At 36.1% G+C, this 22,286-nt stretch carries 27 protein-coding genes; all 27 read right to left on the bottom strand.

Going from position 1 to position 22,286, the window contains the following annotated elements; translation table 11 throughout:
* Positions 1-8 precede the first annotated feature (8 nt).
* The 27 genes from BS85_RS0105225 to BS85_RS10295 all read right to left on the bottom strand — a co-directional run bounded on the left by BS85_RS0105225 (position 9) and on the right by BS85_RS10295 (position 22,246).
* Positions 9-464, bottom strand: coding sequence for an acyltransferase (locus BS85_RS0105225; protein ID WP_026943874.1), 456 nt, complete (start codon positions 462-464; stop codon positions 9-11).
* Positions 461-1,528, bottom strand: a complete 1,068-nt coding sequence (locus BS85_RS0105220; RefSeq protein ID WP_026943873.1) for a Gfo/Idh/MocA family protein — start codon at positions 1,526-1,528, stop codon at positions 461-463. The genes BS85_RS0105225 and BS85_RS0105220 overlap by 4 nt, the downstream gene beginning before the upstream one ends.
* Positions 1,522-2,613 (bottom strand): DUF354 domain-containing protein, encoded by a 1,092-nt coding sequence (locus BS85_RS0105215; RefSeq protein ID WP_026943872.1) that lies wholly within the window; start codon positions 2,611-2,613, stop codon positions 1,522-1,524. Before BS85_RS0105215 ends, BS85_RS0105220 begins: the two co-directional genes overlap by 7 nt.
* Positions 2,610-4,319 carry an asparagine synthase (glutamine-hydrolyzing) gene (asnB, locus tag BS85_RS0105210; protein ID WP_026943871.1) on the bottom strand — a complete coding sequence of 570 codons (1,710 nt, stop codon included), beginning with the start codon at positions 4,317-4,319 and terminating at the stop codon, positions 2,610-2,612. Before asnB ends, BS85_RS0105215 begins: the two co-directional genes overlap by 4 nt.
* The gene (locus tag BS85_RS0105205; protein ID WP_026943870.1) at positions 4,319-5,437 is read right to left on the bottom strand and encodes a DegT/DnrJ/EryC1/StrS family aminotransferase; all 1,119 of its coding nucleotides are present in this window, start codon (positions 5,435-5,437) and stop codon (positions 4,319-4,321) included. Before BS85_RS0105205 ends, asnB begins: the two co-directional genes overlap by 1 nt.
* Positions 5,427-6,017: an acyltransferase gene (locus BS85_RS0105200; RefSeq protein WP_026943869.1), complete on the bottom strand. Its 591-nt coding sequence runs from the start codon at positions 6,015-6,017 to the stop codon at positions 5,427-5,429. The genes BS85_RS0105205 and BS85_RS0105200 overlap by 11 nt, the downstream gene beginning before the upstream one ends.
* Positions 6,010-6,594: a formyltransferase family protein gene (locus tag BS85_RS10850; RefSeq protein ID WP_026943868.1), complete on the bottom strand. Its 585-nt coding sequence runs from the start codon at positions 6,592-6,594 to the stop codon at positions 6,010-6,012. Before BS85_RS10850 ends, BS85_RS0105200 begins: the two co-directional genes overlap by 8 nt.
* Positions 6,594-6,719, bottom strand: coding sequence for a hypothetical protein (locus BS85_RS12080; RefSeq protein ID WP_281173574.1), 126 nt, complete (start codon positions 6,717-6,719; stop codon positions 6,594-6,596). The genes BS85_RS10850 and BS85_RS12080 overlap by 1 nt, the downstream gene beginning before the upstream one ends.
* 9 nt (positions 6,720-6,728) lie before the next feature.
* The gene (locus BS85_RS0105185) at positions 6,729-7,685 is read right to left on the bottom strand and encodes a Gfo/Idh/MocA family oxidoreductase (RefSeq protein ID WP_026943867.1); all 957 of its coding nucleotides are present in this window, start codon (positions 7,683-7,685) and stop codon (positions 6,729-6,731) included.
* Between the two features lie 198 nt (positions 7,686-7,883).
* The gene (locus tag BS85_RS10320) at positions 7,884-9,008 is read right to left on the bottom strand and encodes a glycosyltransferase (RefSeq protein WP_051604701.1); all 1,125 of its coding nucleotides are present in this window, start codon (positions 9,006-9,008) and stop codon (positions 7,884-7,886) included.
* A complete protein-coding gene (locus tag BS85_RS10315) occupies positions 9,008-10,132 on the bottom strand; it encodes an N-acetyl sugar amidotransferase (protein WP_051604700.1) in 1,125 nt (374 codons plus the stop codon). The genes BS85_RS10320 and BS85_RS10315 overlap by 1 nt, the downstream gene beginning before the upstream one ends.
* 16 nt (positions 10,133-10,148) lie before the next feature.
* Entirely contained in the window at positions 10,149-11,423 is a 1,275-nt protein-coding gene (locus BS85_RS0105165) for a glycosyltransferase family protein (RefSeq protein WP_026943866.1), read from the bottom strand.
* On the bottom strand, positions 11,423-11,662 hold the full coding sequence (locus BS85_RS0105160) for a phosphopantetheine-binding protein (protein ID WP_026943865.1): 240 nt from the start codon (positions 11,660-11,662) through the stop codon (positions 11,423-11,425). Before BS85_RS0105160 ends, BS85_RS0105165 begins: the two co-directional genes overlap by 1 nt.
* A gap of 2 nt (positions 11,663-11,664) precedes the next feature.
* Entirely contained in the window at positions 11,665-12,579 is a 915-nt protein-coding gene (locus tag BS85_RS0105155; RefSeq protein ID WP_026943864.1) for a ketoacyl-ACP synthase III, read from the bottom strand.
* A 31-nt stretch (positions 12,580-12,610) separates the two neighbouring features.
* Positions 12,611-13,201 (bottom strand): hypothetical protein, encoded by a 591-nt coding sequence (locus tag BS85_RS0105150; protein WP_026943863.1) that lies wholly within the window; start codon positions 13,199-13,201, stop codon positions 12,611-12,613.
* Positions 13,191-13,820 carry a hypothetical protein gene (locus BS85_RS0105145; protein ID WP_026943862.1) on the bottom strand — a complete coding sequence of 210 codons (630 nt, stop codon included), beginning with the start codon at positions 13,818-13,820 and terminating at the stop codon, positions 13,191-13,193. Before BS85_RS0105145 ends, BS85_RS0105150 begins: the two co-directional genes overlap by 11 nt.
* Positions 13,813-14,703, bottom strand: a complete 891-nt coding sequence (locus BS85_RS0105140; protein WP_026943861.1) for an LbetaH domain-containing protein — start codon at positions 14,701-14,703, stop codon at positions 13,813-13,815. Before BS85_RS0105140 ends, BS85_RS0105145 begins: the two co-directional genes overlap by 8 nt.
* Before the next feature lie 17 nt (positions 14,704-14,720).
* Positions 14,721-15,014, bottom strand: coding sequence for a polysaccharide deacetylase WbmS family protein (locus BS85_RS10845; RefSeq protein ID WP_051604699.1), 294 nt, complete (start codon positions 15,012-15,014; stop codon positions 14,721-14,723).
* Positions 15,011-15,448 (bottom strand): polysaccharide deacetylase WbmS family protein, encoded by a 438-nt coding sequence (locus BS85_RS10310; protein ID WP_051604698.1) that lies wholly within the window; start codon positions 15,446-15,448, stop codon positions 15,011-15,013. The genes BS85_RS10845 and BS85_RS10310 overlap by 4 nt, the downstream gene beginning before the upstream one ends.
* A 37-nt stretch (positions 15,449-15,485) precedes the next feature.
* Positions 15,486-16,157: a formyltransferase family protein gene (locus BS85_RS0105130; RefSeq protein WP_026943860.1), complete on the bottom strand. Its 672-nt coding sequence runs from the start codon at positions 16,155-16,157 to the stop codon at positions 15,486-15,488.
* Positions 16,154-17,149 (bottom strand): peptidoglycan bridge formation glycyltransferase FemA/FemB family protein, encoded by a 996-nt coding sequence (locus tag BS85_RS0105125; protein WP_026943859.1) that lies wholly within the window; start codon positions 17,147-17,149, stop codon positions 16,154-16,156. The genes BS85_RS0105130 and BS85_RS0105125 overlap by 4 nt, the downstream gene beginning before the upstream one ends.
* A gap of 42 nt (positions 17,150-17,191) precedes the next feature.
* A complete protein-coding gene (locus BS85_RS10305; protein ID WP_051604697.1) occupies positions 17,192-18,121 on the bottom strand; it encodes a sulfotransferase family protein in 930 nt (309 codons plus the stop codon).
* A gap of 9 nt (positions 18,122-18,130) precedes the next feature.
* On the bottom strand, positions 18,131-18,748 hold the full coding sequence (locus BS85_RS10300) for an acyltransferase (RefSeq protein WP_084310181.1): 618 nt from the start codon (positions 18,746-18,748) through the stop codon (positions 18,131-18,133).
* 7 nt (positions 18,749-18,755) lie between these two features.
* The gene (locus tag BS85_RS0105110) at positions 18,756-19,838 is read right to left on the bottom strand and encodes a DegT/DnrJ/EryC1/StrS family aminotransferase (protein WP_026943858.1); all 1,083 of its coding nucleotides are present in this window, start codon (positions 19,836-19,838) and stop codon (positions 18,756-18,758) included.
* Positions 19,835-20,803, bottom strand: coding sequence for a dTDP-glucose 4,6-dehydratase (locus BS85_RS0105105; protein ID WP_026943857.1), 969 nt, complete (start codon positions 20,801-20,803; stop codon positions 19,835-19,837). The genes BS85_RS0105110 and BS85_RS0105105 overlap by 4 nt, the downstream gene beginning before the upstream one ends.
* Positions 20,803-21,765: a Gfo/Idh/MocA family protein gene (locus tag BS85_RS0105100; RefSeq protein ID WP_034551196.1), complete on the bottom strand. Its 963-nt coding sequence runs from the start codon at positions 21,763-21,765 to the stop codon at positions 20,803-20,805. The genes BS85_RS0105105 and BS85_RS0105100 overlap by 1 nt, the downstream gene beginning before the upstream one ends.
* Positions 21,749-22,246 carry an acyltransferase gene (locus tag BS85_RS10295; RefSeq protein WP_034551194.1) on the bottom strand — a complete coding sequence of 166 codons (498 nt, stop codon included), beginning with the start codon at positions 22,244-22,246 and terminating at the stop codon, positions 21,749-21,751. Before BS85_RS10295 ends, BS85_RS0105100 begins: the two co-directional genes overlap by 17 nt.
* Between the last annotated feature and the right edge of the window lie 40 nt (positions 22,247-22,286).

Genomic DNA, 22,286 nt, shown 5'->3' with positions numbered 1-22,286 from the left:
TTTTTCCTTTATAATTCCCGAATAAATTGTGCGGGATTCCCTGCATAAATCCCCTTTTGGACGATATTTTTTGTAACCACGCTTCCCGCGCCAATGACGACATCATCGCAAATATCCACCGGTAAAATCGTGGCATTAGAGCCAATACTCACACGATTCCCAATTTTTGTTTCTTTGTATTTTGTAGAATCCCCACCTGCAGGTTTGCCCTCTTTAAATAAATCATTGATAAACATTACCCCGTGTCCTATGAAGCAATCCTCACCAATATCTACAAGTGAGCAGATGAAGCTATGACTTTGGATTCTGCTTCTTTTGCCAATTTTCACATTGCTTTGAATCTCTACAAAAGGACCCACAAATACCTCATCTCCAAGCTCACATTCATAGAGATTGCAAGGTTCTACAATCTTGACATTCTCCCCCACTTTCACTTCCCGAATCTGTGCCTGATATTTTTTCACTCTCTATGTCCTAGTTTGCATTTTTGCGGGTGGAATCTCAAAAACACTTCCTTGCCTGTCTCTATGGATTCATACATTGCAACGATTAACTCCAAACTTTTGCGTCCCTCAAGCCCATCTACCAAAGCCTTTGTGCCATTTAAGATAGAATCCACCACATGCAAATAATACTCCTTATGCCCAAATCCATAAACATTTGGAGGATTCACAGAATATTTTTCCATTACTTCCTTGTCGGATTCCATTGCGTTTGTAAAATTCCAATGCTTGATTTCATTCACCGCAAACCCACCAATCTCTACACTTCCAAGTTCTCCAAGTATAGAAAGGCTACCCTCCAAGTCTTTTGGTCTTGTCGCAGTGGTTGCCTCAATCACACCCAAAGCTCCATTTTTAAACTTCAACACAGCAACCCCTGTATCCTCTGTCTCTATATCGCTTAATGCGGTGCGACTTTTTGCAAACACACTTTCCACATCGCCTAGCATCCACTCCAACAAATCAATATGGTGGCTCGCTTGATTTGTAAATACTCCGCCATCTTGCGCCCAAGTGCCACGCCAAGAATCCTGCTTATAATACGCATTATCCCGACACCAACGCACCCGCACACTGCCCATCACGATTTTACCAAACCGCCCAGCCTCTAAGGCTTCACGCAATTTTTGCACAGGGAGATTATAGCGATTCTGTTTCACAACAAAAAGACGAATCCCAAATTTATCACAAGCTTCTATCATCTTATCGGCATCCTCCAAAGTCAAAGCCATAGGCTTTTCTACAATGATATGCTTTTTATAAGGCGCAACTTCTAGGGTGTTTTGTGCGTGGCAGCCACTAGGCGTTAGAATGGATACGATGTCAATTTTATCGCTACACTCTTTCATCATAGAATCCAAATCCACAAAATAAGGCACATTGTGTTTTTTTCCAAAGGATTCCGCGCGACTTTTATCAATATCACACACACAAACAAGCTTAGCCCCTGCAATCTCTCCACTACTTAAAAGTTGCGCGTGGCGCACTGCGATTCTACCGCAACCCAAAAGTGCCACCCCTAACATTTTTTCTCCTTTAAAATCCTAGATTCTATTGTGTCAATAATGGTATTAAAATTACAATCTCCTTGCACAAAATAGCTTTGCGATTCTATTTTTCTGCCTAAATTTTCCTTAGCAATTCGCACAATTTCCTCACAATCCTGACTCCAAAACATTAGTTTATGTTTGATTAAATATTGGTCGTGAATCAGCCAAAGAGAACGCGTAGAGATTGTTGGAATCCCATAACACACTGCCTCTAAATTCATTGTCCCTCCACCACCAATAAACAAATCAATAAAGGGATAAAACTCTTCGGGCTTTAGCTTCTCCTCCAAAATGGTAGCGATTCCTCCAAAATCTCTTTTTAACCTATCTTTTTCATATCTTGGCATAATCACAATATTTGCATGGATTGCTTGTTTAAGCAAAGGAATCACCTGATAAATCACCGGGATTTGCTCTTTGACATAATGCGCCTTATATTCCTCCTCACGCACAAGAATTGTGGGTTTTGTCGTATCTAGTCCATAGCGGATTCTAAAATCATTTTTGGATTCCTTTTGAATCTGATTTATCCACAACGCCACATCAATAAAAGGATAAGGAGCGATTTGGGATTCATCTAGCGCGAAACGCAACATTAACTCTTTTGGTAAAACAAAGGGATAGAAAAAAAGCCTAGAAAAAGGCAAAGTCAGCCTTGCAACAGCGGTTAATTCACGCGGACATTCCTCATCACCGGGTTTTGTAAATGCAGGTGTGTCATAAATATTCACCACCGGAATCCCGATTCCATACGCCACTTGCACACTATCCACGACTGCGCCACAGATTAGCAATCTAGGAACGCCCTGCACTTTAAACAAATCCAAAATTTCTTTTTGGCGGAAGATTCTTGCCTCAAACTTCTCTAGCAAAGTTGCTCCGCCGTATTCTCCAAGCACGGTATGTGGAATCTTGTGTAACTCCAAAATCTCCTTAGCCTCTGTATAATTGGGAGCATAACGCGTAGTTACAAACAATTTATGTCCTCTTTTTTGTAGCTCCTTAATCATCACGCTAAAAAACATTGCGTATTTGGGCGTAGCCACATCAATCCAAATCATATTCTACCCTTTAAAGTCTCTAAAATTGCCAAACGAATATCCAAAAGTGAGTTTGCATTATACCCTAAAGTTTGCATTAAGCAAAACTCGGGCGCACTAAACCCTATTTTATCCCTCCGCCAAGCAAGGCTTTTACTTCCAAGCTTTTCTAAAAGCAGACGCAAAAGATACTTACTATAACCCTTTTGCACCTTAAACCCCTCCGCAATCCTAAAGGCAAACTCCACTACCCGATAATCCGTAAAAGGTGTGCGATTCTCAATCCCAAATGCCATTGCATTGCGATCTTCATAGCGCAAGAGATTAGGGAGGTTAAAAACCATTGTATCCAGCCAAAGCCCTTGCGAAAAATCGGGCAAAAATCTCTCCAAAAGATTCTCTAAAGTCGGAATTGGAAGCCCCAAGCTCTGCAATTTTTCTATATCTTTTGCATTATCCTCTTGGAATAATTGCAGCTTTAGCTCCCTATCTAGCGCACATTTAAGCCCAAAAGCATATTCCTTAAACGCTGCATTACCATAGAGTTTCACGCGCTCTTTAAAAGCTTCAAAATGCGCAAAACAAAAGCGTCCAATATGATGATAATACCCCCCAAAAAGCTCATCTGCGCCCTGCCCTCCAAGGCTTACCTTGCAATAAGGGGCAATGGAGCGGAAAAGCGAAAATTGTGAATAAACAGAAAAACTACGAAAAATCTCATCTTGCGTATAACACAGGCTTTGCAAGTCCTCTGCAATAGAATCCAAACTTGGAGAAACAAAATGGATTGGAATCTTTAAATCCTCCGCAAGTTGCTTAATATGCGCACTCTCATCGCCTTGTGCATTGTCCTTAAAGTTTAACCCAAAGTAGCGACAATCCACTTTTTCTCTTGCGATGAAATGCGCCAAAATGGAGCTATCCACCCCACCAGAAACGCACAAAGCCAAAGGCACATCAGAGCGCAAACGCATCCTAGTAGAATCTTGTAGCAGGGATTCCAACTCCTCTAGCGCGTTTTGCAAAGCCTTTGCATCACTCGGCGCATTGGAAATCGCCTCAAAATCTGGCTCAAAATCCCAATATTTTTGAAACTTTAGCTCCCTATCACCAAGCTTAAAGTGCGCAAAATGCGCGGGAGGAAAATTTAAGATTCCTTGATAAATGCTCTTTTTAGAATCCCCATTGCTAAAAAGCAACCATTTGGAGACTTCCTCCAAATCTAGCGCGTAGGATTCCACTGCTAAAAACGCTTTAATCTCGGAAGCAAAAAAGATTTTCTCTCCTTTTAGCGCGTAAAACAAGGGCTTATTCCCCAATCTATCCCGCGCAAAAAAGAGGGAGGAATCGCGCTTATCATAAATGCAAAACGCAAAATCCCCATTGAATTTTTGCAAACATTTCTCTCCCCAAAGCGCGTAAGAGTGGAGCAAAACCTCTGTATCGCTTGTCGTAAAAAACGGAATCCCGAGACTTTTCAATTCCGCCTTTAGCTCCAAATAGTTATAAATCTCTCCATTAAAAACAAGCACAAAATGCGGACAATAGGGAGAAATAAAGGGCTGATTTGCCTCGCTTTGTAAATCAATAATGCTTAGGCGATTGTGCGCAAAGGAAAATTTCTCATCACTAAAACTCCCTTTTGCGTCTAAGCCCCTATGAAGCATAGCAACAGATGCCTTTTGCACTATCTCTAGCGCATAATTCCCTCCGCAAATACCACACATTAGTTTAGGATTCCAATCTTAGCACTTGCCTCCTTTACCACTTGTGCAATTTGCTCAATTTGTGAGTCGCTCAAATAAGGATTCATCGGCAGACTTAAAACTTCCTCGCTTGCTAATTCCGCATTTGGAAAATCACCTTTTTTGTAGCCCAAAGGAGCGAAACATTGTTGTAAATGCAAACCTAAAGGATAATGAATCGCACTTGGGATTCCATTATCCTTTAAAACCTCTTGCAATGCGGAGCGATTCTTAACCCGAATCGTGTATTGCGCAAAAACACTGCTTCTCCCCTCTAAAACTTTAGGAATTATGACATTTGTTCCCTCTAAGTAATGGCTATAAAGTTTAGCAACTTCATTTCTTGCTGCAATGTCTTGCGTAAAATACTTTAATTTGATTCTCAAAACCGCTGCTTGCAGCGCATCTAATCTCCCACCGATTCCAACAAATTGATGCACATATCTTGACTTCTCCCCGTGCAGTCTCAAACTTGCAATTCTCTTTGCCAAACTCTCCTCTTGGGTAAAAACCGCTCCTCCATCTCCATAGCAACCCAAAGGCTTAGCAGGAAAAAAGCTTGTCGTAGCAATCGCACCAAATGTGGAATCCTTGCGCCCTAAAAACTCCGCTCCAAAGCTTTGTGCGCCATCAAGAATTAATTTAAGATTCCTTTGTTGGCAGATTGCTTCAAGTTTTTCTAAGTTTGGTGGCTGTCCATAGAGGCTAACAGCTAAAATAGCCTTTGTCTTGGGCGTGATTGCTTCCTCAATCCTGTCGCAATCCAAATTATAATCCTCTAAGGATATATCCACAAAAATAGGCTTAATCCCCAAAAGCGCAATCATTTCTGAAGTTGCAATAAAAGTAAAAGGCGTGGTAATCACCTCGTCTCCCGCCTTGATTCCTAAAGCCATTAAAGAAAGTAGTAGCGCAGAACTTCCGCTAGAACAACTCACTGCATAGCCTCCACCGACAAACTCCGCTAATTCTTTCTCTAGGGATTCTATCTCACTTCCCATTATAAACTGCGCATTTCTACATACTCTTAAAACCGCCTCTTCAATCTCTGCTTGATGCGCTTTGTGAGATTCTTTTAAATTTGCAAAATCAATTTTCATCTAACACCTCCAAAATAGAATCTTTGCATTTATATTTCGTCTTATCATAGCTATCTTGTGCGATTCCGTTTTTATCAAACTCCAAACGCAATCCTGCCTTATCCACCCAACCTATCTGCCTTGCAGGATTCCCCACAACAAGCGCAAAGTCAGGCACATCACGCACGACAACAGCTCCCGCGCCGATGAGCGCATATTCCCCGATTGTGATTCCACAAACAATCGTAACATTTGCCCCAATAGAACAACCCTTTTTAAGTAAGGTTTTTTGAAATTCCTCTCTGCGATTGATGAAACTGCGCGGATTAATGACATTAGTAAAAACCATTGAAGGTCCCAAAAACACATTATCCTCACATTCTACGCCCTCGTAAATGCTCACATTGTTTTGCACTTTCACGCCTTTTCCGATTCTAACATTTGGACCCACTACGCAATTTTGCCCAAAGGAGCAATTCTCTCCAATCACACTTCCGCTTAAAATATGACTAAAATGCCAAATCTTACAGCCCTTGCCAATTTCTATATTTGCGTCAATCACTGCGGTGTGGTGTGCAAAATAATCTCTCTTTTCACACATTGGACTGCCACTTTTGCTTATAAGTTTCAAAATGATTCATCATTTCCTTTTCCTCTATGGGTTTCATTCTTTTAGTGCTTTTTGTTTGTAGAATCCCCGCAAAGGGATTCTGCGGCTTGGATAAATGCAATGCAAAATTACCAAGCATTGCAATTTCGTTTTCATAATGTCGCCTTGCGAGTGTATGCAGAGTATCGCTTGGATAAATCGGTGTAGGCGACACAGAGACAATTTCTCCACAATCTATCTTTTCATCAATATAATGCAAAGTAACCCCTAAGGGTCTATCCTCCAAAATTGCCCATTTAAACGAATCTAGCCCACGACTATTTGGAATGATTCCGGGGTGTGCGTTTAGAATCTTTTTACCCTTTAAACACTCTTGAGACACGATTCCACACCCTGCGATAAGATAAATATCACATTCATTTGGAATCTCGGTATCACTCGCACAAATTTTATAAGGAATTTTCCATTGCTGCGCAATTTCCTCCGCACTCACTGCCTCATTCTGCCTTGGTCTATGTGCAAACAACACCACTTGCTCCTCTTTTGGCTTAAAAGGCAAAGCATACACTATAAAATCCCCCCCCCCCCCGCAGATTCTAACAAAGGGTTTGACAAAAGCTGATTTAAAACTTGCTCTGTCTTTAAATGGGGTGCTTGATAGGTGATAATACCTATTTTGTGGAATCTTTGCATTTTATTCCTTTATTTTGAAATTGTTTTACAAAAGGGGTGGTAATCTCCCACTAGCCCTAAAGGCTCGGAATTGCGAATCTTATGCACGATTTGGATAGAATTTCTCGCCTCTTTTAATCCAAACCCACCACCATTTAAAATATCTCTATAACTCTCTGTGTGTAAATCCGTAAATCCCTCGCTAAACTCCACAGATTCACCATTGACACTAATCAATCTAAAGGTGCGTTTCTCTTGCTCCAATGCCACTTTAGGTAAAGTTTTAGAATCCACAGATAAAAACCAGCGCACCCTTGCGTGTTTTAACTCTAGGATTCCACTTGCGCTCTGCGCGTCTAATAAATGCACTTGGCTCTCCCGCACCTCCCCAAAAATCCAAGAAAGCATATCAAAAAAATGCACTCCGATATTCGTAGCCACTCCACCACTCTTACTTATATCGCCTTTCCAAGAAACAAAATACCACTTACCTCTTGAGGTGATATAGGTCAAATCCACATCAAAAACTTTATTGGGTTCTTTTTCCAAGATTTGTTGAATCTGCTCTTTTAATGCAATGATACTTTTATGTAGCCGCAACTGCAAAATATTATAAACCTTTCTTTGTGTTTCTTTCTCAATCGTTTCTAATGCGTCCAAATTCCAAGGATTTAAAACTAAAGGCTTTTCACAAATTACATCGGCATTATTCCTAAGCCCAAAGCGAATATGGCTATCGTGCAGATAGTTTGGCGAACAAATAGAGATAAAATCCACCCCTTCTCCTTTGCGCCGCAACTTATCTATATGTCTATCAAAACGTTCAAATTCTGTAAAAAAATCCGCATTAGGAAAATAACTATCCATAATTCCCACATTATCATTTGGGTCTAATGCACACAAAAGCGCATTATTGGTTTCTTTGATTGCCCTTAAATGTCGTGGGGCAATATAACCTGCCACACCAATTAGCCCAAACTTTTTCATTCTTTCTCCTTTCTACAATCCCTTACAAATCTCTTTTTTGATTGTTTGTATAATGATTTCTGCTGCCTTACCCTCACCATAGAGTGTTTTGCAAAATTCTATTGAACTATTATCGGCAATTTTTAAAAAACCTTGAATAATTTTCTCCTTATTTGCTCCCCGCAAATGTGATTTTTGTTGTTACAAATTCAATAAGGTTCACCCCAACACTTCTTCTAAAATCTTAAGTAATTTCTCTCCCTCTTTTTCTGCGTTTAGAATCTCGGCTGCTTTATTAACATTTTCTTTGTATTGTAGAATCTGCTCTTTGCTAAGAGAGTTTAGGGACTTTGCCATTTCTTGTGGGCTAAAGTCTTTTGCAATGATTCCTAAATCATATTGTTTAACAAGTCTTGCCATTTCAGGACTTGGACCAATAGCAACCATTAGTCTTGCTTGGATAAATTCAAAGAATTTGTTGGGGAGGCAATTTGCAAGATTAAAAGTCGTTGGAGGGCATAAAAAGATTCCAATATCATATTGTGCGCTAAAAGGAATAATCTCTTCAAAAGGCACAGGAGGGATTATGCGGACATTTTTTCTTTTCTCTACCATTGCTTGGAGCGTTTGATAATAATCTTGTTGATGATTTGGAACAAGCATTAAATCAAGATGGAATCTAGGATCTACATAATCCATTGTTTCAATCATTCCCTCAATCACCCTATCTGGCGAAGCATAGCCGTGATGAATTATTTTAATATTTTTAGAGTCTTGGATACTGAATTGAGGTGGATTAAAATAATAGGCAGCAGAGGTTATTACATCGCACTTAATGCCATAATTTTTTGTATATTCCTCTGCAATTCCTTGTGAAACAGAATAGACATAATCGGCTTGGGGGAGGTAGGTTTGGCAAAGATAATGTTTATAAGGAGCAAAATAAAATCTCCACCAAAAAGAATGTTCAAACTCTTTTGGAGCATACTCGTGCATATCCACAATAACTTTTGCATTCTTTTTGTATTTTAGCACAAGCGGCAGGGATTCCTCATTATGCGCGATAATGGCGTCAAATTCTTTATCTTTTAGTTTCTCCTCTGCTTCTTTTACCTGCGGTAGATTCCAATAGACTTTCTCATAACATTTAAAAAATAGCCAAAACCTTTGGATTAGCTTCCTCTTGAATGTCCATTTGGGTTTAGAAACCATAATAAAATCAAATTTCTGACTTATGCCATAACCCAATCCACTCAAATGATACTTGTTGCTTAAAATATCATATTCCCTTCTTGCGCGCGGGTCATTATGATGATGAAAATGCAAAATTAAAATTTTTTTCATTAATCAGTAATCCAAAAATAAGAAAATGGAAAATAAACATCAAAATACTTTTGTTTTAAAAGATACAATTTATGATTGTTGGCATATTCTGTATAATCCCTTTTGGGTGATTCCATAATAGCTTGCCATTGTGCAGGAGTTAGCTGTAATTTATCAAGAATATTGTTTAAGTCTTGCCGTAAAGATTCTTCAGTCGGCATAACTAACAGCTGATTTAAAGCCTCTTCTCTACTCATTCCTCCTGATAGAATCATACTTGAATAATAAGGCTTTCTAACATCATAACCAAATTTTTTCATCAAATAGTAAGATTGAAAAAATTTCGTCCAAAGGGATTCCTCATGTTTTTCTCCATAGTTTTGCCAATTATAACTCGCATTTAATATAGAAATAGCCTCTTTTTTATTATAATTGATATAGTTTAATGGAGAAATAATACGAAATTTTTTAACAAAAGGATAATAAAACCAATATTTAAAAAATCCTACAATAGGATAAGTCTTTAAAGGTATCTTTCCAAACTTTTTATGAATGTCCTTAAGTTGCATAGAATCAATACTGGAATGCACCCAAGAGGTTGGAAATATAGACTCTGTAGCCAAATTAAATCCGCTCAAAACATAGCGAATATTATTTTCAACTGCGTAACCATAAAGACTAGCAAAAAATGCGTGGTCTTGCGGTGTATCACAATTTGCTACACCGCTTTTCAGAAATGCTACTTGTAAATCCCGCATTTCTTCCCAATTAATTGTAATTGTATGTAATGGAATCTGAAGTTTATTGACAAGTTTTTTGATATTCTCATTTGCTATTTGGGTATTCCAACCCGCATCAATATGCACCGCCAAAATACGCAAGTCATAATTTGTTTTCATATAATGCAACACATATGAACTATCCACTCCACCGCTTAAACCAATAATGCAATCATATGGTTTGTTTTTGCATTCCTCTTTGATTTGCTGTATTTTGGAATCCAACCTTTCTTTGGTGCAATTTTGCCATTGCGGTATCACAAAATCGTCATACCTATGACAATGGTTACACACACCCTTTTCATCAAAATATATTAAAGGGTCGCTTGTATCCATTACGCAACGACTACAAATTTGATATTTCATAATTTATTCTCCTCATTTAAATCTCACAAAAATCCAATACATTTTTTTCTAATTTTGGATTATGTTTTAATAATAGAGCGCATTTACCTTTTTCTGTTATATACTCCCTCAAAAATTCTTGTGCTGCTTGGTTACTCCTACCATAATGCCAAAGCCTCTCATTTTCTAATGGATTGCACCACCACTTTTTAGGAACATCCCCATCAATTAATTTTTTAATTTTCTTAACAATCGCAAGAGGATTCCACTCCCCCATAACAAACCGATAAGCCTTTTCTCCCATTGCTATGCAATATTGCTTATCTTCAAGCAAACGCACAATTAAACTTTCCAACTCTTCTGGTAATCCGCATACTACAGGAGGTATTTTTTCTTTATCCTCAAAACCATCATAAAAATATGGAGTATCATAACCCGTTACAATAACAGGCTTTTTGAAAAAGGCTACCTCTCTTGAAAATCCTGCCATATATCCACCACCAGAATAAATCTGGTCAATCGCAAAATCGCAAGTTGCTATATGGCATAAGACTTCTTGATTGCTCATATTAAAGAGCAAAACAAATTCTATATCATACTTTTTCTTTAAAGATTCAATCGTATTTACAACGACTGAAGTTCCCTTTGCAGCCTGATTTGTCGGAGCATGCACAATCTTAACGGTTCGCTTTTTGTGATAAGATATGGGAATATTTTTCATTTGAATATAGCTATAATCTGTGGGTAATCCAAAATAACGATAGTCAATATAGGGTAAAGTTTGAAAATGTGATGCCGCCTTATAACTAATAATATATGAGGCGTATTTTTCAATCATTTCAACTCTTCTTTTTGTTTCTAAGGTTAATTGATAAATATCCGCTATATTCGCTTCAGCAAAAGAACCATTCAAGTAAGGAGGTCTAAAATCAGAACCCATAACCTGAAAAATAACTTTTTTGTTAAAAATTTTCAAAATAGGCAATTCTTTGTAACCTAAAAATCTTGAATAAGCCATTAAAATAAACACATCATAGGTCAGCAAACAACGCACAAATAAAACAAATCTTGCAGACCAAGAAAAAAGTGAAAAAAAATGCTTTAATAATGATTTTTTTTTATATTTGCTATACATTTTAATTGCATATTTAGCTAGAATAATATTCCAATTTTGCGTAATTAAACTTTCATCTACACCAAATTTATAATCACTAAGCAAAATAATATCACTAGAAACCCCCACTAAATCAAACCCTCTTTTGAGATTTTGTAAATCATTTGAAATTTCGTCTAATCCGAGCAAAATGCGCATTAACTTTCTCTTTTTGATTGCAGATATTCATAAATTCCATTAATACTCTGCACCAAATGCAAATCAGTATCTGGAATCTTAATCTTAAACTTTTCCTCTAGTTTAAGGTATAGATTTGCCATATCCAAACTATCTACACCTTGTTCTACAAGCCCTAACTCATCGGATAACCCATCAACTTCACTTAAAATATCAATCTCCTTAAGAATCTCTCTAATTGCTTCTTTACTAATTTCCATTTTTACTCCTTTATTAAAATTGAACTTGCCCAAGAAAATCCAACACCAAAACCACTGATTACAATTTTTCTTGCATTTGCGTGAAGATGATTCCTTAAAACTAATGGAATAGAAGAGGAGATTGTATTACCATAATCTAAAATTTCATAAGGCACTCTCTCCTCTTCTATTTCCAAACGCTTTTGAATCGTTTGCACGATATAGCGACTTCCTTGATGCAAAATAAATAAATCAATCTCTTGAATGTTTAGATTCTCCCTCGTCAAAAGCTGTTGAATCTGTTTTGGCACTTCTGTGGCGGCAAAGCTAAACACTTGTCTTCCGTTCATTTCCAATTTTTGATTGCGGCAAATCAAAGAATCCCAACCCAAAACGCCATCACTACCAAATAAAGTTTTTTTAGGATAAAAAATTGCTTTTTCGCCTAAAAGGGTAACAGAAGCAGCATCACCAAAAAGCAAAGCGGTATCCTTGTCCTTTTTATCCACTATCCGCGAGTAAGGATCAGCCGTAAAAAGCAACCCACTTTTAAATCCATTGCAAAGCATAAAAGATTGCAAAATGGACAAGCCATAAACATACCCTGAACACCCTAAAGAAATGTCAAAACAAGCAGTATCCTTGTCCAATCCTAGTTCCTTATGCAATAAAGCAGAAAGATGAGGCACACTATAATCAGGATTCTGTGTAACCACTGCGACAACATCAATCTTTTCTATATTTACTTGATGCTTTAATTCCTCAAATGCCTTTAAACACATCGTTAAAGCAGTCTCACTTTTATCCATTATAGAGCGATTAAGCACTCCTATTTTATCGTGCAAAAATCTTTCTTCTAAGCCATATTCTTTTGCTAAAACTTTGTTAGAAACTCTATTTTCGGGAATATAACCTGCAATCCCTACTATCCCTATCATTTTAAGTTATCCTTATAATTTCTCAATTTTCTTACTTGCAAGAAAAATAAATTTGCCCTACTTCTTGTCCATCAACAGATACGACTGATTGCATTAACTGATAATTAAAATGCGTCTTGAAACAAAGTCGTATCGTTTCAAAATCCTTAATAAAGCCATTTTTAAGCTCAAGGCGCGAAAAGTAAAACTTTCCCTTAATATCGTCAAAAATTTTAGAAAGTGAAGACTTATTTAAAGAAACAAGGTGCTCAATGAAAGAATATTGACTATTTTTGGAGACACTTGCTTCCTCGCCATTGAATATGGCTTCTTTTATAATTACACTCTCATCGTATGGGATTCTTTTTGTGATTTCCTTTTCGTATTCTATTCCAAAAACTTTAAAACTCCTTCTTTTTTCATCTTTAAATTTTGCCACGCACAGAATCTCTGTCAAATCCTTTGGTTTATCTATCGTAAAACAAAGATTTCTTTTTGCAAGATGATAAAACATTAAATCAAGCTGCAAAATGCCCCCCCCCCCGCCAACATTTTCTAGTAGAAAATCATAAATGCTCGTGCCGTGTACATATTGTCTATCACCCTTAAACACAAAATCACTATAAAGATTCTCAAAGCACATAATCCTCTCCTTTAAGCGAAAAATAGATGAATCCCACACTCTTTTGATTGATAAAAATTTCTGTTTTAACAATTTGAAATTCAAACCTTGACAAATATTGCAAATGAATTTCTTGAATCTGATTTTCCTCTATCACCTGATTAAGTGTTAATCTTGAAAGAAACCATTTAAAGTTTTTAACTTCACTTTTAAATAGAGAATTAAGCAATTCTTTATTCATTGCAATCGCATAACGCACAACAGAAATTTTTTGAAAAGGAGCATTTAAATAAATATCGTTATTGTGGATTATTGCTGTTTTTAGAATCTCTTTTTCGTCATAAGGGATTCTTTCTTGAATTGTTTGTATCTCCTCTTGATGATAGCCGTAAAGCTTGCGAGTGCTATCTGCACATTTCAAACTTAAAACAACTTTGATTATGCTGTTATCTTGTTGCTTATCAAAAAAAATAAGGTTTTGATTAATAATGGAACGATAAGTAAAGTCCAAGCTTTTTATCTTGGGAAATCTTTGCAAAAGCTTTGGCAAAAAAAGCTCATAAATCGTCCCACCTTGAATATAGTTTCTATCGCCTAAATAATACAAATCATCTAGCAAAATTGGTTGAAATTTATCCATTTCTAAGCCTCGCAAAATTGCGAACATTTTTAATATGTTCATATGCAAAATTTCCAGAAATATCGGAGTTTTCAGGATAATTTTGCACGACAACACTGCCGATTCTAACCCTTGAATTTGCACCAATCTTAATTCCGTCCTTAATCGTTACAGAAGGTCCTAAAATCACATTTTCTCCAAGCTTTGCACTTCCACCTACCAAACAATTCCCTGACATTCGTGTAAGCTTACCAATACTACAATTTGCCGCAATATTACAAAGAACCGACACGGATACGGAATCCTGTAATTCCGTAATCCCCCACACAGACTTACTCACAACACTATTATCCATAATATGCACATCGTTTGCAATTCTTACACCCCCATAACGTTTAATAGCAATCTTTTCATAACCATTATAAGCCATCTCTAACCCTTGTGCGCCAACAACCACGCCATTCCCCACATAAGAATCATTCCCTACATAAGAATTTGCCGCAACATAAGCATTCACACCCACTTCTACATTATCTCCTAGATAAACATTCTCTTCAATATATGCAGTTGGGTGAATTTTCACATTGATGCCACGATAGCTTTCTATATGGCAAATATGCTCTTTAAATCTTGAACCATATTGGTTATGAATACTCCAAAAATAAAACTTTGGGTTACTTGTAAGGAGGATTAAAATTTCTCTTTTAATGTAAGGCTTCAACTCCAAATAAACAGATTCTGTTGTAAGAAGAATTATAATATTTGGATTAGCAACCGCCTTTAAAAAAAATGTTTTATTCTCGGCATAGCTTAATGTATTCTCAACCATAGATTCTACTGCACCAAGATACTCTACACCCCATTGTTCAAGAGAAATTCTATTCATATCTAAATGTGAAACCATATTTTACCCCCGTAATATCACTTGAATTGATTTAAAAAACTATTTAAAATGCTGCGACTCCCTATAGGGGAATCCCCTTGATACTTCTTAAGCTGCTTATAATCATAAAAGTGATTCCTTGCACTTTCATAACGGCTTAGAGATTCTGTATTTAAAAACAAGTGAATTGGGTGAAAAGAAATAATAAAGTAATGATTTTTTAAAAAATAAAATTGCGTAAAATCAATTTTTTGTTCATACATACAAGCCACATCATCTGCCCAATGATAAGGACATCGAATCAATCTATCCCAATTAATATAAGGCTTCAAAAAGCCCCCCCCCCCGCAGCCATAGCAGGAATACAAATATTGCTCTCGTGTGTGATACCTAAATTTTTAGCCTCTTGCAAGATTCTACTAGAAATTCCGAGACAATGGCTTCTCATAGATTTAGCCTCTGGGACAATATTTAAAAAATACCTTAATACTTCTTTATAATTTTTTCCATAGGCAAAATCTCCCTCTAACAAAGGATTGAAGTTAGGATGGATTCCAAGTTCGAAATTTGGATTTGCGCGTAACCGCTCCAAGAGTGGAGTTTCGTGCGTTACAAACCAAGTCGCTTTTACACCCACAGATTCTACAAGATTAATGCAAGAATCCAACACAAAATCACTTGCCCAATCTATATCAAAGGTTAAAAATATCTTTTGATATGAGCTAGGATTCTCTAAATTAATTTCACCTATATTGCCAAAAACCACATTAAACCCAAAGACTTAAATTAAAGCCTTAATTATATCAAAATATTTGGAGTAATTTGTAATCCATTACATTAAAAAATTCTATGGATTCTATTGGAATTGTTAATTGCGGATCAAATCCTGTTTTTTGCGCTACACCTTTAAGCGTGTGAAATGTTTTGCCTAAAGACAATTTATAAATAAAGTCTAGCCCCAAAACCGCTTGATTCACAAATAATCTATGACGATATGAGTCAAAGTCCTCTTCTGCTCTTTCTACCACGCAACGCGCAAGAATCTCTCCACAATCTACTTCTTTGATTGCATAATGAATGCTTGCTCCATAGAATTTATCTTGATTATCAAAGGCTTGTTGAATGGAATTTAGCCCAATATATTTTGGTAAAAGACTTGGGTGAAAATTAAACATTCTTTTGCGATTATTCCCATAACACTCTAATAAATCGTAACGCAAAATTTTATTGCAAGACAGAAAAACATAATCTATTTTTTCACTTAAAAACCATTCTTTTGCTTGTGATTCAAACTCCTTATCTCCACATTTTTTAGCATAAATTGTTTTGCTCAATTTCTCATCTTGCAAAAATGTCATTACTCCACAATCCCTATCGGATAACAAAATGATTTTATCAATTCTTAACAAATGTTTATTGTTCCAAATAAATTTAAAAAACGAACCCTCTCCTGTGCAAAAAAATGCGATATTCATTCACTCTCCTTTAAAGCACTAAATGGAACAACATAAAAATAAGGATATTCCCTCAATAATTCCGAAGCTTTGGCATTCAAAATATCTTGATTGTTCAATTTGCAATAATAGTTATAATGCTTTTCTATTGCACCAAATTTTTCTTTAAATCTATATAAACTTTCCTGACTTCCCCAAGTCCCACCCCAATTCCACCACTGGTAACCTTTTTCATAAGCATCCACCATAGCAATATAAACCAACAAAGGGAGAGCTTGTAGATTCCTAAACTCTAGCAAGGTAGCCGGGGTATAGTATTCCACAATTCCCCCAAAATAAAAGAGTAGCAAAGCCGCTATGGGCTTATCATTGTAAAATGCCGCATAAATTTTATACTCTCCATCTTTAAAACATTTAGAGATTTTTTCAAAAAATATTTTTTCTTTTGGGATTCCATTGTTGGCTAAAATATTTTCTCTATGTGTTTGATACAAAAAGTCAATCTTTTTTGTCGTAGTAACTTTTATATTCTCCCTAAGAGATTTTTTGATATTGCGTCTTGCACTAGATGCAAACGAAGCAAACAAAGCGTCTTTATCCTTTAGTTTAGTCCATTGCGAAAGTCGCCTATCTACAAAATCGTGCAAAATACCGCTAGATTCTATTGTTAATGGGTTTTGAATATAATTTGTACTTGCGAATGTAGAAGCAAATTGATTATAGCATTCTCTTAAAATAAAACTAGCTTCCATATTATTTGCGATAATCCCTCCATTACTCCCATAAAATGGTAAAGAATTTAAAACTTCTCCATATGAGCCACTTTTAGACATCAAAGGCAAAATTCCACAAACCTTATCCCCCTCTAAAGCAACCATATAATGCGAATCACAATGTAAAATATCTTCTAGAAGTTTTTTAAAATTTAAAGAATAATAAAGCATCGTTGGCATAGACTCTAAAAACGCATTATAAGAGTTATGCAAATGAGGATGTAGCTTTTCAACTCGCATAACGCACCTCGCAAACTGAAAAGCAACGAAAAGAATTATCAGCTAAAAGCCCCCCCCCCCCGCAGAAATTGTTTGCCAAGATTTCACATCAAAATCCACCATTTTTTCTAATTCTTCTATGTCAGATTTAAAAACCTCTTGCAAAATCTTTTCACAATCTTGTGGTATTGCTTCTTTTTTGCCTTTAAGATTTTCTTGAAGTTGTAAATATTTTTGTTTATCTTGAATCTCCACATTTTCTTCTTTGCGAATATTATTCATTAAAAAGCTAAATTTATCTCCCCCAAAATAATCTCTTAGCTCCTTTTGCGCTTTAGCACTTACAACACTTGGGCTTGCGTGAATTGGAGCAGGAAGAGGCATAAAAGAAGTATCCAAAAGCCCCAAAAAACGATAAATTTTAAAAAGAGGTTCTAAATTCTCATTAGAGAGAGACTCTGATTTAATACATAAAATCTGCTCTTTTGGGAAAAACTCTAAAAACTCTTTTAACTGCTTGGCGTAAAATCCTCTGCCTGTGTAATCATAAGGTTGAATCTCGCTCCAAATCCCCTGTGATTCTTTGATTCTAATTTTTTCTTGCTTGATTGCATCTTGAAAACTCAATTCCTCTAAACCCTGCAGTGCAGTAAAGCGGTAATTACCCCAAGCCCTTTGGATAGGATTGCGTAGCATAAAGATAAATTTCATTTGCGGAAAGTCTTTAGCGATTCTTTGTGCAACCTTTGCACCACCATAGAGATAAGAGCTAGAGCGTTCGCCAACTGCTATTTTATCTTTTGGCACATCATTAAAATATTCTTTTAAATACCATTCTAAACCCTTTGCATATTCCCAACTTTTGTAATAATAATGAGGTTCTGGAATTCTTTGCTTGGGCAAATAAACTTCGGGGTGTTGGATTAGAAGTTCATATAAATAACTTGTTCCACCTGCGGCAGTGCCACCAATAATAAAATTAGGAGTTCTCACGCCACCCTCCTATGCCACACAGAGAAAGGTGGAATCGTGTTTGCAATTAAGGGAATTACCCCCCCCCCCCGCACTAATATTTATATCTTTCATATTTCCTCCTGTATTTGTTGAAATAATTTTTGCAGGACAACCTGCAACTTTTGTATTAGGAGGAACATCTTTATTTACAAAGCTACAAGCCCCTACAATAGCCCCTTTACCGATTGTAACACCCATACTAATGACTGAATTTGGACCAATATAGCAATAATCCTCTATTACAACAGGAGCATACTCAAGTGAGCCTCCTCCTTGATGAGACCACTGCACACTATTATGTGTATAAATCTGCACCCCAGCAGAAATAGAACAAAACTTGCCAATTCTTAACCCTCCGCCTCCATCAAGAATACAAAAAGGACCAACAAAGGTATTTTCTCCTACTTGCACATCGCCAAAAATATAGACATTATCATAGCAGTTACTCCCCTCTCCCCATTGTAAATAACTTGCCTTTTCCCAACGATTGCCCAAATATTCATTCAAGGGCAAAACTCTATTGTATTTTATCTTTTTTCTATCCCTCAAGCGAGAAAAGAAACCAAATATCTTTCCTCTCTGTTTTAAAACATTTTTATTTTTCATTATTTTCCTATGCTAAAAACTTTTGAATAGTTTTAGAAATATACTCTACATCAACCCCTTTATAACAAGGAAGCGTCAAAGTAGAATCTTCTAAAAATTTTGCATTCTTTTGAATCGCATTGTATTTATTCTTACAAAAAGTTGTGTTGCTTAAACAATAAGTGCCCAAAGTGCTTTCTATACCATTTTGATATAAATAAGCAATTAAATCATCTCTACAAATATTTTTTGGGACGACAAAAACCATAGACTGCACATTAAAAACTACTTCTTTATTAATTTCTTGAGCTTGAAATCCTAAAGGATTCAAATATTGAATATATGCTTCCCTGATTTGGTTTCTTTCTTGAATTATATTGTCCAACTTCTTTAATTGCTTGATACCCATCACAGCTTGTAATTCTGGAAGTCTATAATTATAACCAAAATCCACAAAGTCAAATTTATCTTGATGAAACACTGCTCCGTGATTCAATTTGATTTCAAAAAATTCCTTAAAACTTTCCTTATTAAAAACAACTGCCCCGCCTTCTCCTGTTGTTAAGAGTTTTCTAGGGTGAAAACTAAAACAACCCAACTCACCAAATGTGCCGGCTTTTTTACCATACTCACTGCTGCCTATCGCACAAGCTGCGTCCTCTATCAATGGAATCTTATAATGCCGACATATTTCTTGAATCTTAGAAATACCACTAGGGTTCCCTAATGCATGCACAAAAACAACTGCTTTGGTTTTTTTAGAGATTTTCTTTTCAAGCTCCTCTGGAAGCATATTAAAAGTAGATAAACAAACATCCGCAAATATAGGCTTAATTCCTAAATCTTCCAATACATTTGAAGTAGCAGGAAAGGAGAAGTCTGATACAATGACTTCATCTTGACTTTGCAGATTCAAAGCCTTAAGGCAAATACTCAAAGCAGTAGTTGCCGATGTTGTTGCATAGGCGTATTGGATATTCATATAATCCTTTAAATTTTGCATAAACTGCTGAATATATTTACCCTTTGTCAGCCAACCAGAATCAAAAATCTCTTTAAAATCTTCCTTGACTTCGTCAAAACAAATATAAGGTTGAATTAACTTTATCATTTAATATGCTCCCGATACCATTGTATGCTTCGTTTTAAGCCTTCATCAAAAGGGGTTAGTTGATAGTCAATTAAAGATTTAATTTTCGCATTACTTGCATTATGGCATTCTACATCAGAATTTCTAGGAGGTTTTTTTAAAATCTCCCCCTTATAATCCATAAACTTTGCAATTTTATTGATAACTTCTTGGATAGAAATTTGCCCCTCTGTTGAAATATTGACACTTTCTCCCTTTTGCATCAAAGGATAAACTTTAATAATTGCATCAATCGTATCTTCTACATAAATAAAATCTCTACTTTGCAAACCACTTCCATAAATCTCTGGCGAGATTCCTTTTAATATCCTATAAATTGTAATGGGAATCACTCCTGCTAAATAACCCTTATAATTTTGTCTAGGTCCATAATTATTAAAAGGTCTCACAATAAAAGAATCTAACCCAAACATAGACACCCAACTTTTTAAAGCTATATCAGCAGCAGCCTTGCCTGCTGCATAAGTTGTTGTTGGGTTAATGGGGTGCTGTTCGTCCATTGGCTCATAAACTGCACTACCATAGACTTCTGAAGTTGAAAAATGCACGAGAGTTTTAAACGAGCCCTTTCTCTGCGCTTCTAAAAGATTGAGTATTATCGCACTATTGACACTAAAGCTATTTTTTGGATTCACAAATGAATAATTAAGAGCTTTGGTGGCACAATTAAAAACAATATCAATTTTATGTCGCTCAAAAATATATTCCACAGACGAAAGAATCTCCATATCGTCTTTATAAAAAATAATTCCTTTTTGAATAGCAGATTTTAGATTTTCTTCATCACCCAAAAATAAATTATCAACCACAATAACTTGCTTTGCTCCTTCTTTGAGCAATCTATCTATCAAATGACTGCCAATAAACCCAGCTCCACCTGTAACAAGAATCACGCTATCGCAAATGGGCTTTCTTAAAGATTCCATTATAATGCTCTTTTAATTTGGGATTGAATCTCATAAGCAACTTCCATAGCTGCTAAAGCATCTTTTGCTTGAATAATCTCTCTTTGATTACCCCTACAAACTTCAATAAAATCAATCAATTCTAGCAAAAGTGCTTCTCTTGGCTTCACATCAATAGTTTCCATTTTAGAAGTGATAGAAACATTTTCAAGATACTGCTCTAAAGATTGTTTATTCACAAAAACTTCTTTGCTTAAAAGATTGCAATCCACATACATATTATCACAAGTAACACTAATGTATCGCATACGCTTTTCTGTGATACGACTAGCAGTAATAGAAGAAAACACGCCATTTTTATGTGTAATGATTGCTCTTGCAAATTCTATCATCTCTCTCTCACAACAACCATAAGCATAAATTTTATCCACTGCTCCATTGAGATACAATGCTAAATCAATATCGTGAATCATCAAATCTAACACAACATCTACATCGGTAATACGACTGCTAATTTTATTTGTCCTCGTAAAATCCATATTAATCACTGCTTGACTATTGTGGATTGCTTTTTTTAAGGCGGTAACTGCTGGATTATAACGCTCTATAAAACCTACTTGTAAGCACATCTTGTGCTGTTGGACATATTGAGCAATTTCCCTAGTTGCTTCCAAAGTGTGCGCCAAAGGTTTTTCAATAAAAATATTTTTTACCAATGGAGCAATTTTAAAGAAATAATCACTATGCGTAAAAGTTGGCGTTACAATAATCACACCATCTACCTTTTTCAAATCCTCATCAAGATTTGTTGAAAGTGGCACTTGATATTGTTCGGCAATCTCTCTAGCAGAATCTTCTGCAATATCATAAATAAAACTAATCTCAACATGCTTTAACATAGATAAAATACGCAGATGATTCTGCCCCATTCTACCTACACCTAGTAAGCCGATTTTTATCCATTTATCAGTTTGGCTTAACATTGACCTTATTCCCCATTTTATCAATATAACTATAATGTTTTGCTGGATTTCCCATTACAAGACTATAATCTTCTACATCTTTAGTTACTACGCTACCTGCAGCCACCATTGCATACTTGCCAATCGTAACACCGCAAACAATCGTGGCATTTGCGCCAATGCTTGCTCCTTTTTTCACAAAAGTTGGTGTAATCTCCCAATTTTCATTGAAAGCTCTAGGAATCTTATCGTTTGTAAAAGCAACATTGGGTCCAACAAACACATCATCTTCTAAAGTAACCCCCTGAAAAATAGAGACACTATTTTGAATCTTGCATCTTGCGCCAATGGAAACATTTTCAGCAATATATACATCTTTGGAAATGATACATTTTTCGCCAATATTAGCAAACTCACGGATTTGAACATTCTGCCAAACCTTCGTTCCCTCTCCAATCTTTGCCTCTTTTGCAACATTTGCAGTAGAATGAATAAAAACCATATAAAAACCTTTATAATTTGGCTTTTATTATCTCACAAGA

This window comes from Helicobacter rodentium ATCC 700285, from assembly GCF_000687535.1.
GTDB lineage: Bacteria > Campylobacterota > Campylobacteria > Campylobacterales > Helicobacteraceae > Helicobacter_D > Helicobacter_D rodentium.
This window is presented reverse-complemented; position numbering and strand designations above follow the sequence as displayed.

Bases quoted from the DNA above. Each gene is read 5' to 3' on its own strand.
- BS85_RS0105100 (WP_034551196.1), bottom strand. From the start codon at position 21,765: ATGTTAAGCCAAACTGATAAATGGATAAAAATCGGCTTACTAGGTGTA.
- BS85_RS0105160 (WP_026943865.1), bottom strand. From the start codon at position 11,662: ATGGAAATTAGTAAAGAAGCAATTAGAGAGATTCTTAAGGAGATTGAT.
- BS85_RS10300 (WP_084310181.1), bottom strand. From the start codon at position 18,748: ATGAAAAATAAAAATGTTTTAAAACAGAGAGGAAAGATATTTGGTTTC.
- BS85_RS0105185 (WP_026943867.1), bottom strand. From the start codon at position 7,685: ATGAAAAAGTTTGGGCTAATTGGTGTGGCAGGTTATATTGCCCCACGA.
- BS85_RS0105205 (WP_026943870.1), bottom strand. From the start codon at position 5,437: ATGAAAATTGATTTTGCAAATTTAAAAGAATCTCACAAAGCGCATCAA.
- BS85_RS10295 (WP_034551194.1), bottom strand. From the start codon at position 22,246: ATGGTTTTTATTCATTCTACTGCAAATGTTGCAAAAGAGGCAAAGATT.
- BS85_RS10315 (WP_051604700.1), bottom strand. From the start codon at position 10,132: ATGAAATATCAAATTTGTAGTCGTTGCGTAATGGATACAAGCGACCCT.
- BS85_RS0105220 (WP_026943873.1), bottom strand. From the start codon at position 1,528: ATGTTAGGGGTGGCACTTTTGGGTTGCGGTAGAATCGCAGTGCGCCAC.
- BS85_RS0105200 (WP_026943869.1), bottom strand. From the start codon at position 6,017: ATGTGTGAAAAGAGAGATTATTTTGCACACCACACCGCAGTGATTGAC.
- asnB (WP_026943871.1), bottom strand. From the start codon at position 4,319: ATGTGTGGTATTTGCGGAGGGAATTATGCGCTAGAGATAGTGCAAAAG.
- BS85_RS0105110 (WP_026943858.1), bottom strand. From the start codon at position 19,838: ATGATAAAGTTAATTCAACCTTATATTTGTTTTGACGAAGTCAAGGAA.
- BS85_RS0105130 (WP_026943860.1), bottom strand. From the start codon at position 16,157: ATGAATATCGCATTTTTTTGCACAGGAGAGGGTTCGTTTTTTAAATTT.
- BS85_RS0105140 (WP_026943861.1), bottom strand. From the start codon at position 14,703: ATGGTTTCACATTTAGATATGAATAGAATTTCTCTTGAACAATGGGGT.
- BS85_RS0105165 (WP_026943866.1), bottom strand. From the start codon at position 11,423: ATGCGCATTTTGCTCGGATTAGACGAAATTTCAAATGATTTACAAAAT.
- BS85_RS12080 (WP_281173574.1), bottom strand. From the start codon at position 6,719: ATGCAAAGATTCCACAAAATAGGTATTATCACCTATCAAGCACCCCAT.
- BS85_RS0105150 (WP_026943863.1), bottom strand. From the start codon at position 13,201: ATGTGCTTTGAGAATCTTTATAGTGATTTTGTGTTTAAGGGTGATAGA.
- BS85_RS0105215 (WP_026943872.1), bottom strand. From the start codon at position 2,613: ATGATTTGGATTGATGTGGCTACGCCCAAATACGCAATGTTTTTTAGC.
- BS85_RS10320 (WP_051604701.1), bottom strand. From the start codon at position 9,008: ATGAAAAAAATTTTAATTTTGCATTTTCATCATCATAATGACCCGCGC.
- BS85_RS0105145 (WP_026943862.1), bottom strand. From the start codon at position 13,820: ATGGATAAATTTCAACCAATTTTGCTAGATGATTTGTATTATTTAGGC.
- BS85_RS0105125 (WP_026943859.1), bottom strand. From the start codon at position 17,149: ATGCGAGTTGAAAAGCTACATCCTCATTTGCATAACTCTTATAATGCG.
- BS85_RS0105105 (WP_026943857.1), bottom strand. From the start codon at position 20,803: ATGGAATCTTTAAGAAAGCCCATTTGCGATAGCGTGATTCTTGTTACA.
- BS85_RS0105155 (WP_026943864.1), bottom strand. From the start codon at position 12,579: ATGATAGGGATAGTAGGGATTGCAGGTTATATTCCCGAAAATAGAGTT.